Raw genomic sequence first — 13,763 nt, 5'->3', positions numbered from 1 at the left:
CAGGTCATTTCTTATCCGACAGAGCCAGGAAGAAAGTCGCCACCGGACCAAGCAGCAGCGAGAGCAGGAACCAGTTCAGCCCTGAACGGTTCTTTCCTTGTGCCAGAACAGCGTTGATAAGTGCGAGTGTCCCCCACCCTGCGAAATATCCTTCATTCATCATCATCGCCTCCAGTAAGTATATACGGATTCCTGTATGTCGAAGTTTCACTGTTCCGGCCAGCGGGAATCTATCATACATAGTATTTGGCAATATCTATAGTCAATGATTGCAGCGTGCCAGCTGGATCGCCCGATTCCTGCATGTCTGCAGATCTCCAGTTATCGGTGTATACATTCCCTGGAAAATAGAAGGCTCATTCCACCCCCTCTTAGCAGCATGATGACTGATTCCCCCTTTATAGATACGGTCTGCATCTTCTACAAAGAATCTGAAGAATCATCTTTCCTTTCCAATCATACAGAATTCCTATACCATTTAGTGCGCGGAACTGCTATTCATGCGCAATGATTTTCCGGTTAAGAACCCTTGGCAGCATGCTCCCAAGTAATGCAGGAAAATCCGGTGACTTGGTACTTCCTTCATGCCGACATTCCGTTCAGATAAGTCAGTCGTTTTTCAGCCCGCTATGATAGAATAGGAACAGCTCTGAACGCTACTTATTAACGACCCGGCTCAATAATAGGAGTGTCTGTCTGCTGCCGGCACTCCAAATAATCAAATCCACACCAATAAAACTTCTTAGTCAGGACGTGTTGAAGATGAAATCATTACCTCAATCCACCCAGAATCAATTACTCGAAGCCATGCTCGATGGCAGCCGGGTCGCTGCCCTGGTGACCGATCCGGCACAGCCTGACAACCCGATCATCTATGCGAACCGGACGTTTGAACGAATGACCGGTTACCCAATGGAAGAGACACTTGGAAGGAACTGCCGTTTCCTGCAGGGACCAGAGACCGATCCCTCCACAATTGAGAGGCTGCGTCAGGCAATCGCTGACAAAACAACGATCACTGTAGTGCTGAAGAATTATAGGAAAGACGGGTCGCTGTTCTGGAACCGATTGACTGTCTCACCAATGGAAGCGGACGGCCACGAATTCTTCATCGGAACCCAGACGGATGTCTCTGTCGAATACGCCCAGCGGAAGGAGCTCGAGGGAAAGGAGCTCGAAATCGAGGAACTGATGCTGCCGATCATGATGATCCGTGATGACCTGGCTGCCGTCTCGCTGATCGGGGAGATGAGTCCCCAGCGGTTCTCGGTCCTGACCCAGAAACTCAGTGAGTTCGTCCAGTCGCGCGGGGTCAACAATGTCATCATTGATATCACAGGCCTGTATTGGGATCACGAGTCTCCCCTCTCCAGCCTCCTTGCCGTCCAGGATGTGATGAAGCTGATGGGCTCCCGGCTTTACATTACCGGGATCACGCCGAAAGTGGCGCAATTGCTTGCAAGGGCCGGTTCGATGGAAGAACCGCTTCAGACATTCGCAAACATCCGCCAGGCCATTGAACGGATCCAATGATGCTGAACCGGTTGCCAGCTTCCTGTACGCTGTGCTAGACTCATAGACAATCGAATACGATTCCTTCGGGGCAGGGTGAAATTCCCTACCGGCGGTGATGGGCGGCATGCCCTCAGTCCGTGACCCGGCTGCAGTTCTTGCAGACGGTGGATTTGGTGAAACTCCAAAGCCGACAGTGAAAGTCTGGATGGGAGAAGGAATTCAGCGTTTTTCAAATTTTTCATTTGACTGACGCTTATTTTGTCATGCTTATCCGCCCCGCAGCTGTTTTGCGGGGCTTTTTGTGTTACATGAGGAATCCATATCTTGGGAGTGTTGTACCTTTTGGATAGCGAACAGTATATGCAGCTTGCGTTTTCACTTGCAGCAGGCGCAGCAGGACAGACGTCCCCGAATCCGCCAGTCGGCGCTGTCGTCGTAAAAGACGGCCGTATTCTCGGGATGGGTGCCCATCTGCAGGCCGGCGGGCCGCACGCCGAACGCGTGGCGCTCGACATGGCGGGACCGGCTGCGGAGGGAGCTGATCTCTACGTCACCCTCGAGCCTTGTTCCCATACCGGGAAGACACCGCCGTGTACGGAGGCCGTGCTTGCTGCCGGCGTCCGGCGTGTCTATTTGGCTGCGCAGGACCCGAATCCGCTCATCTCGGGTTCAGGGATCCGTCTGCTGACGGAGGCCGGGCTCGATGTCCGGACCGGCGTATGTGAATCAGCGGCACAGGATCTCTATGCACCTTTTTTCCATTTCATCCGAACCAAACAACCTCATGTGACCATCAAAACAGCAATGACTCTGGACGGTAAGATTGCGGCATCGTCCGGGCACAGCCAATGGGTGACGAGCGGAGAATCCCGGCTCGATGTCCAGTCTCTTCGGCATGCCCATGATGCAATTCTCTGCGGCGTCAATACCATCCTTCACGATAATCCCCTTCTCACCGCCAGACTGCCCCAAGGCGGACTTCATCCTATTCGAGTGATTTTAGATACACAGCTGAAAACACCGCTGGATTGCCGGCTTCTGCTGGATAACAGCGCACCTGTATGGATCTTCTGCGGGTGTGATGCGCCTTCTTCAAAAGAGGACGCGCTTGCGGAGGTGCCGCATGCGGAAGTGATCCGCCTGCCGGAACCGGAAGTCGCGATCCCCGCCGTTCTGAAGGAACTCGGCGCCCGCGGCATTGTCACATTACTGGTCGAAGGCGGCGCAGCGGTCAATGCATCCTTCCTTAGCGCGGATGCCGTGGACCGCATCATTGCCTATGTCGCACCGAAGCTGCTGGGCGGATCCGGGTCGCTGACTCCTGTCGGCGGCAGAGACCCGCTCCGCATGGACGAGGCGGCGGAGTTCGAATTCAGGGAGTTTGAACAGATCGGCCCCGATTTGAAAGTGACCGCAGTTCGGAAAGGACGTGACTGAGTATGTTCACAGGTATCATCGAGGAAATCGGCATCGTCCGGCGAGTCAAAACAGCCGGGCAGTCGATGGAACTCACCATATCAGCGGACGTCGTGCTGGCGGATGTCCGTCTCGGCGACAGCATCGCCGTGAACGGCACCTGCCTGACCGTAACCGGGTTTACCGACCGAGACTTCACCGCGGATATCATGCCCGAAACGTTCCGGGCGACCTCCCTTCACCGTGCAGGTTCCGGCACCCGGGTGAACCTGGAGCGCGCCATGCGGGCGGATGGCCGGTTCGGCGGCCACTTTGTCACCGGCCATGTCGATGGCACAGCTGTTGTCCGGGACTGTACTTACACGGAGAATGCGCTCGTGATGGAGCTGACACTGCCGCCTGAAGGCCGTGCCTATGTGCTGCCGAAAGGTTCGATCGCATTCGATGGCACGTCGCTGACGATTTTCAATGTGCAGGACGATACGGTCACCATTTCGCTGATCCCGCATACGCGTTCAGCGACAGTGCTGGCCGACCGGAAACCGGGGGACCGGGTCAACGTCGAGTTCGACATGCTGGCGAAATATACGGAGAAGATGGTGGTCCCCGCGGATCCTGTAAAACAGCCGCTGACCGCCTCGTTCCTGGAACAGCACGGATTCAAGTGAGGAAAGGATGATCAGGATGTTCGATTCGATCGAATCTGCAATTGAGGATTTACGGCAAGGGAAAGCGGTCATTGTCGCGGATGATGAAAACCGTGAAAACGAAGGGGATTTCGTCTGTCTCGCCGAGCATGCGACCCCCGGAATGATCAACTACATGGCGACGAAAGGCCGCGGTCTCATCTGCACGCCGATCACGGAACGTCACGCCGCCCGGCTCGGTCTGCCAATGATGACCGATCGGAACACGGATGCCCATGAAACGGCATTCACGGTCAGTATCGACCATGCCCAGGCGGCGACAGGTATCAGTGCGTTCGAACGATCGGAGACGATTATAAAAATGCTCGATCTTGCAGCGGCACCCTCCGATTTCAGGCGGCCCGGCCACGTCTTCCCGCTGATCGCAAAAGAAGGTGGTGTGCTTGAACGGACCGGACACACGGAAGCCTCGGTCGACCTGGCACGTCTCGCCGGCAGTGCACCGGCCGCCGTCATCTGTGAAATCATGAACGACGACGGCTCGATGGCCCGCGTACCGGAATTACGGCGTCTTGCAGATCGGGAGGATTTGAAGTTCATCAGCATCGCGGATTTGATCGAGTACCGCAAGCAGCACGAGCAGATCGTCAGACGGGAAGCGGAAGTCGCCCTGCCGTCGTCATTCGGAACGTTCACGATGATCGGCTACACCGAGCCGTCGACTGGCAAGGAGCACGTTGCCCTTGTAAAAGGAGATGTGACAACTGATGGTCCTGTGCTGACAAGGATCCATTCGGAATGTCTGACCGGCGATATCTTCGGTTCGGCCCGCTGTGACTGCGGCCCTCAGCTGCACGCCGCCCTTGCTCAGATCGAAGCCGAAGGACGGGGCGTGCTCGTCTACTTGCGGCAGGAAGGGCGCGGCATCGGGCTCATCAATAAATTGAAAGCCTATGAACTGCAGGAAGAGGGGCTTGATACCGTCGAAGCGAATGCCGCTCTCGGGTTCGCGGACGACCTGCGTGAGTACGGTGCAGGAGCTGCTATCCTGAAGGACCTCGGCGTATCGGAAGTCCGGCTGCTGTCGAACAACCCGCGCAAACTGGACGGGCTCGAAGCGCATGGCATCCGGATTTCGGAACGGCTTCCGATCGAACTGCCGGTCCTTCCGGAGAATAAAGCGTACATGGAAACGAAATCTGAAAAACTCGGTCATCTGCTGACCGTCTAGGAGGCAATCGGAATGGGACACGTATTTGAAGGACATCTCGTCGGCACCGGATTGAAGATCGGCATGGTCGTCGGCCGGTTCAATGAATTCATCACAAGTAAATTATTATCAGCTGCACAGGACGGGTGCATCCGCCACGGCGTATCGGAAGAGGATATCGATGTCGCCTGGGTGCCGGGTGCGTTCGAAATCCCGATGATCGCGAAGAAAATGGCGGAGTCGGGAAAGTATGATGCCGTCATCACACTCGGCACGGTGATCCGCGGGGCGACACCGCATTTCGATTATGTGTGCAGCGAGGCGGCGAAAGGGGTTGCCGCTGCCGGAATGGCCTCGGGCATCCCTGTCATTTTCGGCGTCCTGACGACCGATTCGATCGAGCAGTCGATCGAACGGGCGGGTACGAAAGCGGGCAACAAAGGATGGGACGCGGCCGTATCCGCCATCGAGATGGCGAACCTGTCAAAGCAATTCTCTTAAAACTTCCAGCGGTTTCAAGTAGAATGGGTGTGAACGCTTTCAACCACAGTCACCAGAAGCCGGGACGGGGACCGTTTTCCGTGCCGAGCAGAGGGAGGTTTGATGAATGACGATCACGTATACATTCGAAACGGACAAGCTGACGAAAGAGAACCTGCAGGCGCTGTTCGAGTCGGTGGAATGGGAATCCGCTTCCCATCCGAATGACCTGTATCACGGCATCCTGAACTCGGATTCCGTGGTCACCGCCTGGGACGGCGGCAAGCTGATCGGGCTTGCGAATGCACTGTCCGACGGGGCCATGGCGGTCTATTTCCATTATGTGCTGACAGATCCGGCATACCAAGGGCAGGGGATCGGCAAGCAGCTCATGAACCGCATGCTCGAGAAATACGCGCATATGCATACGAAAGTTCTTGTCTCCTACCCGAAGGCAGTCGGCTTCTATGAAACGCTCGGCTTCGAACCGGAAGAGACGAGCACACCGATGTATGTCTTCTCGTAACCGAAAAACGCACACACAGCCAGACGGCCGTGTGTGCGTTTTTTCATCGGGTGAAATCTATTTTCTTTGAAAGAGCGAGCATGATCGCGCCGCCGACGGACATCGACAGCAGTTCGCCGACACCGACCGTGAACCACGTGAGCCAGAACGGCATGCCGTACAGCAGGGTCAGCTGGCCCGCCACGGTGAACATCGAGACAGCGAAGATGAGTGCGGTCCAGACGAACTTCGCCTTGATCGACTTCAGCTTCTTCGTGGCCATCCGGCTGATAAGCAGGACAAGGAACGTCGCGATGCCGCCGACCGGCACGTCCAGGAACCAGGTCGGTGAAAAGAAGTTCGCGAGCACGACGCCTGCTGTCACAGCGATGATATACCGTTTGTGGAACAGGGCGAGATAGTTGAACATCTCAGACAGCCGCAGCTGCACTGCGCCGAAGCTGATGACAGCAAGTGTCAGCGTCACAGCGACATACAATCCGGCCACGATGCCCATCTTCGCAAGCTCGCCGACTGCGATCCGCTGCCGCTCTTTTACGAGAAGTGTCATAGGGAATCCTCCTTTGTAAGACAGCTTGCCGACTGTCTTAGTAGTAACTGCGGCCAAAGGAAGAAAGAGCCGATCGCTCCGTCAAAAAGTGCCGCAGTGCAGGCGAAAAACCTGCCTGCCCAGTATACCAGAAATGCTTGTCCGCTGTGTGGATTATTTTGCGGTCCAGCCGCCGTCGATCGGGATGACCGCCCCGTGGACGTAGTCGGATGCTCTGCCTGCAAGATACAGTGTCAGGGCCGCGACTTCTTCCGGCTGCGCCCAGCGGCCGGCCGGTGTTTCGTCTGCGACCTGTGCCGCCATCTCTCCCGCTCCTGCGAAGTCCGCCGCATTCATCGGCGTCTCGATCGCACCCGGTGCGATGGCGTTCGCCCGGATGCCTGCTCGGCAATAATCAAGATCGACCTGTTTCGTATAGCCGATCACCGCATGCTTCGAAGCCGTATAGGCCGCACCGCCACCTCCACCGACCAGGCCTGCAATGGAGGCCATATTGACGAGGACACCCTTCCCGTTTGCGATCATATGCGGGAGGATGGCGTTCGTCGTCAGATACATCCCTTTGACATTCGTCTCCATGATCCGGTCCCAGAGCGCTTCATCCGTCTCCAGTGTCTTCGTGAACCCGTCGAGCACGCCTGCCGTATTGCACAGGATATCGATAGACCCAAACGCCGCAAGTGCCTGTTCTGCGGCCTTCGCGACGTCCGCCGCCTTCCGGACATCGCCCTGCCTGTATGCAAACGTCCGGGGATGCTCCGCACTGAGCTGCCGAAGCCCTTCTGCGTCCTGATCGAAGCCGAAAACAGCGGCCCCCTGTTCGATGAACGCCTCTGCCTGAGCCCGGCCGATGCCCGATGCCGCCCCGGTGATGAAGACCGTTTTCCCTGCAAATTCTCCGTGTGTCATCCGTTCAGTTCCTCCAATCGAAAAAAGCCCATGATTTCTCATGAGCTCAAGTTTTGGTCATCCGACCGTCGTCCAGTCATCCGCGAGTATATCGCAGACTGTCGGGGTGAACATCGTGTAGCCTTCACCTGTGACGTTAATGACGAAATACGGATTCATCGTCAGTCCGTCCAGTGTGCCCGGTTCCATGAGTTTCACATACAATTCAGCACCGCCCCAGCCACTGCGGATCACCTTGCTGCCCGCTTTCAGGCGCGGCAGGATTTCTTCAAATGTCATCTATTCTCACCCTTTTTTGTAATTTAGTCAGTTGCGGCTTTATCCGGACAGCCGCCGTTTTCTTTCACCCACGCGAGGATTGTACGGATTACCGGCTCGAAGGCATGCCCTCTGCCGGTCAGTTCGTACTCGACTTTGCGTCCGCCCGGTACGGTCCGTTTCACCGCGAATCCATGCGCTTCGAGTTCCTTCAGCCGTTCCGTCAGCAGCCTGTCAGAGATGCCGTCAATTTCTGAAGCCAATGCGTGGTAGCGTTTCGGTCCGTCCAGCAGATGGTAGATGATGATGCCCATCCACCGTTTGCCGATGAATTCGATCGTCGCATGGAAACTGTCGCACGCGGCGGTTTTCGGTGCTGCGGATTGAATGAGATCTTCAGTTTTCTCCATCTGTACTCCCCCATTCACAGTATAGTTCCACTTTACCACAGTCCCAGTTGACAAACAAACTTACGAATAGTAAGCTTTTGTTCAGTACTTACTAATGGTAAGTTGAATCCAATCTTTCATCCAAAGGAGTTTACCCCATGTCAGAATTATACAAGCCATTGTCCGAAGTGATCCATGCCCGGAAATCCGTCCGCAAATACGATCCCGGCTTCACAATCGATCCAGCTGAAATCGAAGAGATGCTGAAGGAAGCGTCCCTGGCCCCTTCTTCCAGCAATCTGCAGCCTTGGCGGTTCCTCGTCATCCAGGACGATGCGGCGAAACAACGCATCAAGGAATTCTCATTCAACCAGGAGCAGATGGAGACGTCCTCCGCGCTGATCGCCGTCATCGCCGACACGGAGATGTATGAGCATATCGACGAGATCTACCTGTCCAACCTGGAAGCGGGCAATATCGATGAAACGAACGTCCAGGTGCAGATCGCGAATGCGAAGGCGCTCTATCCGAACGCGCCGAAAGAGGCACGGCTCAACATTGCAGCGTTCGATGCGGGTCTGATCTCCATGCAGCTCATGCTGATCGCAAAGGCGAAAGGGTATGATACCGTGCCGATGGGCGGGTTCGACAAAGCGGCATTTGCAGAGGAGTTCGGCCTGGAGGAGCGCTATGTGCCGCTCGTGCTGATCGCCATCGGCAAAGCGGCGGCGCCGGCCTACGGCTCGACCCGACTGCCGCTTGAGAAGATTGCGAAATTCGTATAATAGTTCCATTGGAAAAGGCCCCTGGCGAGGGGCCTTTTTTACATATCTTTCACAGTGAGCGCGCAGACGTACTGCCGATCCTCTTCACTGACGCTCAGCCGGTTCATGTGCCGGCGGAAGGCGCCCATGACGAACGAGTGCATGAACGCCTGCGTGAAGTAGTAGACGAACCACGGCAATGACGGCAGGTAGTCGTGGATTGCGATGATCGCTTCATCCGCCCCCGGGATCTTGCGGAATTCCATCCGGCCGCGCTCGTTGTGCTGCGTATCCGTCAGCAGACCGCCGGTGATGTAGTAGAGGGCCCGGTCCTCCGTACTGCGCTCCCCTGAATACGACAGCTCGAGCAGCGTATGGTCCCCGAGGAAGCCGATCTTGCAGTTCAGCTCGTTATCCGCTGCCGTATGGACCCACGGATTCAGGAACGTCTCGAGCCATCGGACGTAATAGCGGGCAGCTTCATCCGCCGTCCAGCCGCCCGGCAGCCGGATGCGCTGGACGGACCGCACGTCCTGTTTGAGCGGGCCGAAATTCGGCAGGAGCGAGCCCGCCCGCTTCTGCTTCCCGGAACAGCGCTCTTCGTCGAGTGCGATCCGGGCCGCTTCCCGGAACGGTGTCTGGCCGTCGCTCACCCCTTCGACGTAATGGCCCGGCTGGATGACCATCGCATGCCGCAGGCTTTCGACGAGCGGGTACACCATCTCTTTCGGCGTATTCGTCACGAGCCGCAGCCAGAGGCGCGACAGGGTGAGTGTGAAGAACGGCACCCCGATCATCTTCGGGTTCTTGCCCATGACTTCGGCCGTCGCTTTCATCATCGTCCGGTAGGTCATGACGTCCGGGCCGCCGATGTCGATCGACCGGTCCTCGAGTTCGGTGTCGAGGATGACGGCCGTCAGTCCGCGCAGCACATCCTTCAGTGCGACCGGCTGTGTCCGGGTCTTCGTCCACTTCGGCAGCACCATGACCGGCAGCCGCTTGACGAGCTTGGACAGAATGGGGAATGAAGACCCTTTCGGCCCGACAATCAGACCGGCTCTAAGTGCGGTCACCGGCACCCCATAGTCGCGCAGCACGCGTTCCACTTCAAGCCGGCTCTTCAGGTGGCGTGACAGATGGGTTTCATCCTCCTCCGGCACGATACCGCCGAGATAGATGATCTGCTGCACGCCCTGCTTCTTCGCTGCCTGGGCGAAGTTGTCGGCGAGGATGACATCCATGTCCTCGAACGTCCCCTGCGTCAGTTTCGCCGACTTCAGCATGGAATGGACGAGGTAGACGGCGATGTCCGCCCCCTCGAGCCCCTTTTCGGCGTCTTTCATTGAAAACAAATCGCACGAACGCCACGTGACATCCTCCGTACTCTGCCGCCGGCCGCCGCTGCGCGACAGCGCGATAACGTGCGCCTTCCCTTTCAGGCAATCCAGCAGGTTGTGGCCGATATAGCCGCTTGCGCCGGCGACCGCCACTACCGGTTTCCTCGTCTGCATATGTACTCCGCCTCCCTGTTCTCTCGATCTATGGATGCTGTACCCTTCTTTCAGCAGGGGTAAGCGCTGGGGGATGGGTGTTTCAGCTGGCGGCTTGAGCGGTTGATGCGGGGGCTTGAGCGTTTCGCTGTTTGCTTGAGCGTTCGGCTGCTCACTTGAGCGGTTCGACCGGATGCTTGAGCGAATCTGCTTCGTCTTACTTCCAAGATAAATGCCGGCTTGTCTGTTTTCTGCGCGCCGCCGGAGTTCACAGGAAGGGTGTGTGTCCCCGCGGTCTCGGAATTGTGTGCGGATGCCGATAAATTTGGTGATGTGTCCGATACTTCACAGGTTATGTCCGATATGCCGACCGATACGTCCGATACTTCACAGGTTATGTCCGATACAGCCGCTGAACTGTCCGATAAGGGATCCCGCCCAGCGGCAGGTCGGTGGACGGGCGCACCGCCGGGCCTGGTTACCCGGATTAAATCCCGAGAGACCGGAACTTTTCCTGAGACGCAGCGTACAGATAGTATCAGATTTCCAGGAAAGGGGGATGGCGGATGAAGAAGTCCATCTGGCTGACGGCTATCGGCATGCTCGTGCTGGTTGCGGCGGGTGTCTACAGTGCCATGCACGGTCCGCTGCCGCACGCGCTCCTCACGTCAGCGGACGTCCCGGCATCCGCCGTGTCCGATGGCGCCGAAGACACCGTGTTCCGGACATACCGGGATGGGGAGGATCTATACGTTCTGTATCAGCATGACGAGCGGAACGCCTACGTCGACATCTCAATGGAGGCTTACCGCAAGTTCTCAAAACCGGTCGTGACGGCGACCATCCGCCACGCCCATAATGAGGCCCCTGACATGGGGATCGGCGTGCTGAAACTCCCCGGCCTGGCCGGAGAACGTGTCGCGCTGAAAATCCGTGATGAGCGGTAACCAAATACAAAGCCCCCCGTTAGTTGTCAGAAGGCTGGCGGGGGGCTTTCTGTCAGGCCATTCCTTTCACCGGCAGGACCGTCCGCCAGCCGATGATGCAGGCGATCGCGATGAGGACGAGGTAGATCCACGACCCGTACGGAAGGCCGGCGAGTATGATGTGCGGGATGACGAAGGCGCCGATCAGCAGCATGAAGATGATCTGCTTGGCAGTGCCCGACTGGAGGGACTCGCCCATCGGCCGGGAAAACGGGAGGACTCCCCGGCTGCCCATCCCATAACAGATCGCTGCGTAGAGCACCGCCGCGATCAGGATACCGAGGATGTCGGGAATGATCCGTGCACCGAACAGGATGCCGAATAGCACGGCCTGCAGCAGGTAGATCGGCAGGAACAGCTGCGCCAGGCTCGCCTTCAGCGTACCCCGTTTCAGAACACCCGGCTGCCGGATCGGCGTGACCTCGAAGAGCCAGGCGCCTTTGTACTTTTCCGAGTAGCTGAGCATCATCGTCAGCGTCGCTATGACGAGAAAACTGAAGTACAGCATGTAGAACTGATCCGACTTCCCGATGCTTGAGATTGGCCCCTCCTGCAGGAAGATATACAGGAACAGGAACGGGGCGATGAACCCGATGCCGAGCGATGGATACACTTTCAGCTTGAACTCCCGCTCGCGCTTCATGAGCTGCCAGGCGAACCGGAAACACGCCCGCTCTTCCTTGTCCCGGCACAGAAGTTTTTCCCAGAATGTCATCAGGAACGCACGCGGCGGTGTGCCGCCTTTCATCTCAGAGAGCAATTTCTGCAGGTTCTGCTCGAATTGCGGCATCTTGCGGATGTACAGCGTAATTGCGAGCAGCGGGATCACAACGGCCATGGCGGATAACACCTTCAGCACCGGATCGCCATTTCCGCCGGGCAGCCACTCGAACGGCGCGGCGAACCAGAGCGGCGGCAGCAGCAGATGCCACCAGCGGAACACATACTCGACGGACAGGCCGACAAAGTCGAACGAGCGGATCAGCACCTGGTAGCCGGCGAAAAGCCCGATCGAGAGGGCGATCTGGACGTAATTGATGTAGTCTTTCAGCCGTTCACCGTCGAACAAGCGCAGCATGACCATATAGGTGATCGCGGTCAGCGCGATGATCAGCAGCAAAAGAAGCCCCAGCATCACCAGGAACAGCAGAAAGAAAACCGGGCCCTTCACCGCCAGCATGACAATCGACGGGATGCCGAGCAGCGCAAGGGTCATCAAGGACATGTAGATCGTGATATGGACGAGTTTTGCGGCATTCAGCGTGCGGTCATCGACGGGTGCGGCGGCCAGCAGGACACGGTCGCGGACGTCTAGCAGCACTGTCGAGAAATCGGCGATGAGCGACGTCATGATCATGAACATCGAAATGCCGAACACGAACCCCATCTGCAGCATCGGGCTGTCGCCGAAGAACAGGAACGGGATGGTGACGAGTCCATACAGCACGTAGAGAGCGAGCGATTTCATGAACTGGTTGCCCTCTTTCAGCTTCGTCTGCGAAAACACGACGGGCACCCGCCGTTCATCCATCGTCAGCTTCAGGCCGACGATCGCCCGCATGGCGGGATAGCTGACACCGAATTTGCGGAACATCCCCTGGAACCGGTCGAGGATACGGAGGGAACGGAAGTCAGTCAACGGTTCCACCGCCCGTCACTGTATCGACGAACCGCCGGGCCGTCTGTTCATGCTGATCGAAGCCGGTCAGGGAATTGAAGATCGTCTCGAGCGTCCCCGTATCGTCTTGCCCTTTCAGCTCTTCGAACGTTCCGTCGGCTGCGAGCAGTCCGTCATTCAGCAGCACAATCCGGTTGCTGATCTTCTCGACAACATCCATGATGTGGGACGAGTAGAAAATCGTCTTGCCGTTCGCCGCCAGCGTGGCCAGGATATCCTTGACGACCATGACACTGTTTGCGTCCAGGCCGCTGAGCGGTTCATCCAGGAACAGGATATCCGGATTGTGCAGCAGGCTCGAAATGATGAGCACCTTCTGCCGCATCCCTTTGGAGAAGGACGAAATCCGTGTATGGAGCACGTCTTCCAAACCGAGGATCTTCATCAGGTCCCGTGCTTTCCGGCCCGCCAACGTACGGTCCAAGCCATACAGCTCGCCGATGAAGGTCAAGTACTCCATCGGCGTCAGCGTATCATAGATCTCCGCGTTTTCCGGCACATAGCCGATACGGCGTTTCATGTCGCGGTCATCATCCTTCAGATCGCGGCCGAAGATCTCAACCGTCCCCTTGTAATCGCGGATCAAGCCGAGCAGGATCTTGAGCGTCGTACTCTTCCCCGCCCCGTTCGGCCCGATATAGCCGATGATCTGGCCGCGGAATACGTCGAGCGAGATGCCGTCCAGCACCTGCTTCCCCGGAAACTCCATCCTGAGTTCGCGGATGGAGATGATCGGTGTCGTGTCCATCTGAATTCCCCCTGCTTTCGATTGTCTTTGGTGTAAGCCTAACAATAGCGGCCGAAAATTCCAACTATTTTTTCGGGGAAATAGGTGTAATTGGCTGCTTTTTTGAGCGATTCTCTCCCTTGCTTGAGCGTTCCTCCCCCTGCTTGAGCGCTCCTCCCTTGCTTGAGCGCTCCTCCCTTTGCTTGAGCGTTTCTCCT

The 13,763-nt window shown here is 57.1% G+C and carries 16 protein-coding genes and 1 riboswitch; of the genes, 8 read left to right on the top strand and 8 right to left on the bottom strand.

The genetic code is table 11. From position 1 onward, the window contains the following. Positions 1-4: 4 nt before the first annotated feature. Entirely contained in the window at positions 5-160 is a 156-nt protein-coding gene (locus QWT68_RS12470) for a hypothetical protein (protein WP_179860730.1), read from the bottom strand. Between the two features lie 602 nt (positions 161-762). Here QWT68_RS12470 and ytvA point away from each other — a divergent pair. The 6 genes from ytvA to QWT68_RS12440 all read left to right on the top strand — a co-directional run bounded on the left by ytvA (position 763) and on the right by QWT68_RS12440 (position 5,794). Further along, entirely contained in the window at positions 763-1,533 is a 771-nt protein-coding gene (ytvA, locus tag QWT68_RS12465) for a YtvA family blue-light photoreceptor (RefSeq protein ID WP_040285347.1), read from the top strand. A gap of 57 nt (positions 1,534-1,590) precedes the next feature. Next, positions 1,591-1,736: riboswitch (FMN riboswitch) on the top strand. A gap of 121 nt (positions 1,737-1,857) precedes the next feature. After that, positions 1,858-2,952 (top strand): bifunctional diaminohydroxyphosphoribosylaminopyrimidine deaminase/5-amino-6-(5-phosphoribosylamino)uracil reductase RibD, encoded by a 1,095-nt coding sequence (gene ribD / locus QWT68_RS12460; RefSeq protein WP_290148562.1) that lies wholly within the window; start codon positions 1,858-1,860, stop codon positions 2,950-2,952. A gap of 2 nt (positions 2,953-2,954) precedes the next feature. After that, the gene (gene ribE, locus QWT68_RS12455) at positions 2,955-3,599 is read left to right on the top strand and encodes a riboflavin synthase (RefSeq protein ID WP_290148561.1); all 645 of its coding nucleotides are present in this window, start codon (positions 2,955-2,957) and stop codon (positions 3,597-3,599) included. Positions 3,600-3,615: 16 nt separating this feature from the next. Continuing rightward, positions 3,616-4,809: a bifunctional 3,4-dihydroxy-2-butanone-4-phosphate synthase/GTP cyclohydrolase II gene (locus tag QWT68_RS12450; protein WP_290148560.1), complete on the top strand. Its 1,194-nt coding sequence runs from the start codon at positions 3,616-3,618 to the stop codon at positions 4,807-4,809. Between the two features lie 12 nt (positions 4,810-4,821). Further along, positions 4,822-5,289: a 6,7-dimethyl-8-ribityllumazine synthase gene (gene ribH / locus QWT68_RS12445; RefSeq protein ID WP_040285344.1), complete on the top strand. Its 468-nt coding sequence runs from the start codon at positions 4,822-4,824 to the stop codon at positions 5,287-5,289. Positions 5,290-5,395: 106 nt separating this feature from the next. Then, positions 5,396-5,794 (top strand): GNAT family N-acetyltransferase, encoded by a 399-nt coding sequence (locus QWT68_RS12440; RefSeq protein WP_040285343.1) that lies wholly within the window; start codon positions 5,396-5,398, stop codon positions 5,792-5,794. Between the two features lie 43 nt (positions 5,795-5,837). Here the strand turns inward: QWT68_RS12440 and QWT68_RS12435 are convergent, their stop codons facing one another. The 4 genes from QWT68_RS12435 to QWT68_RS12420 all read right to left on the bottom strand — a co-directional run bounded on the left by QWT68_RS12435 (position 5,838) and on the right by QWT68_RS12420 (position 7,921). After that, a complete protein-coding gene (locus tag QWT68_RS12435; RefSeq protein ID WP_040285342.1) occupies positions 5,838-6,344 on the bottom strand; it encodes a QueT transporter family protein in 507 nt (168 codons plus the stop codon). Positions 6,345-6,497: 153 nt separating this feature from the next. After that, positions 6,498-7,253: a 3-oxoacyl-ACP reductase gene (locus QWT68_RS12430; RefSeq protein WP_290148559.1), complete on the bottom strand. Its 756-nt coding sequence runs from the start codon at positions 7,251-7,253 to the stop codon at positions 6,498-6,500. 57 nt (positions 7,254-7,310) lie between these two features. Continuing rightward, positions 7,311-7,532 (bottom strand): DUF2829 domain-containing protein, encoded by a 222-nt coding sequence (locus QWT68_RS12425; protein ID WP_290148558.1) that lies wholly within the window; start codon positions 7,530-7,532, stop codon positions 7,311-7,313. Between the two features lie 23 nt (positions 7,533-7,555). After that, a complete protein-coding gene (locus QWT68_RS12420; RefSeq protein ID WP_040285339.1) occupies positions 7,556-7,921 on the bottom strand; it encodes a winged helix-turn-helix transcriptional regulator in 366 nt (121 codons plus the stop codon). Positions 7,922-8,058: 137 nt separating this feature from the next. Between QWT68_RS12420 and QWT68_RS12415 the strand changes: the two genes are divergently transcribed. Beyond that, complete coding sequence (locus QWT68_RS12415; protein WP_040285338.1) at positions 8,059-8,685, top strand: nitroreductase family protein; 627 nt, start codon at positions 8,059-8,061, stop codon at positions 8,683-8,685. Positions 8,686-8,723: 38 nt separating this feature from the next. Here the strand turns inward: QWT68_RS12415 and QWT68_RS12410 are convergent, their stop codons facing one another. Then, positions 8,724-10,175, bottom strand: a complete 1,452-nt coding sequence (locus QWT68_RS12410) for an NAD(P)H-binding protein (protein ID WP_040285337.1) — start codon at positions 10,173-10,175, stop codon at positions 8,724-8,726. 545 nt (positions 10,176-10,720) lie between these two features. On the opposite strand from QWT68_RS12410, the gene QWT68_RS12405 reads away from it, so the two are divergent. Next, entirely contained in the window at positions 10,721-11,101 is a 381-nt protein-coding gene (locus QWT68_RS12405; protein ID WP_040285336.1) for a hypothetical protein, read from the top strand. A 52-nt stretch (positions 11,102-11,153) separates the two neighbouring features. Here the strand turns inward: QWT68_RS12405 and QWT68_RS12400 are convergent, their stop codons facing one another. Together QWT68_RS12400 and QWT68_RS12395 are read right to left on the bottom strand one after the other, a co-directional pair. Beyond that, positions 11,154-12,779: a hypothetical protein gene (locus QWT68_RS12400; protein WP_290148557.1), complete on the bottom strand. Its 1,626-nt coding sequence runs from the start codon at positions 12,777-12,779 to the stop codon at positions 11,154-11,156. Beyond that, on the bottom strand, positions 12,772-13,566 hold the full coding sequence (locus QWT68_RS12395; protein WP_290148556.1) for an ABC transporter ATP-binding protein: 795 nt from the start codon (positions 13,564-13,566) through the stop codon (positions 12,772-12,774). The genes QWT68_RS12400 and QWT68_RS12395 overlap by 8 nt, the downstream gene beginning before the upstream one ends. Between the last annotated feature and the right edge of the window lie 197 nt (positions 13,567-13,763).

This window comes from Sporosarcina trichiuri (genome assembly GCF_030406775.1).
Classification (GTDB): Bacteria; Bacillota; Bacilli; order Bacillales_A; family Planococcaceae; genus Sporosarcina; species Sporosarcina trichiuri.
Note: the sequence above shows the minus strand (reverse complement) of the source record. Positions and strands in the feature narration are given on the sequence as shown.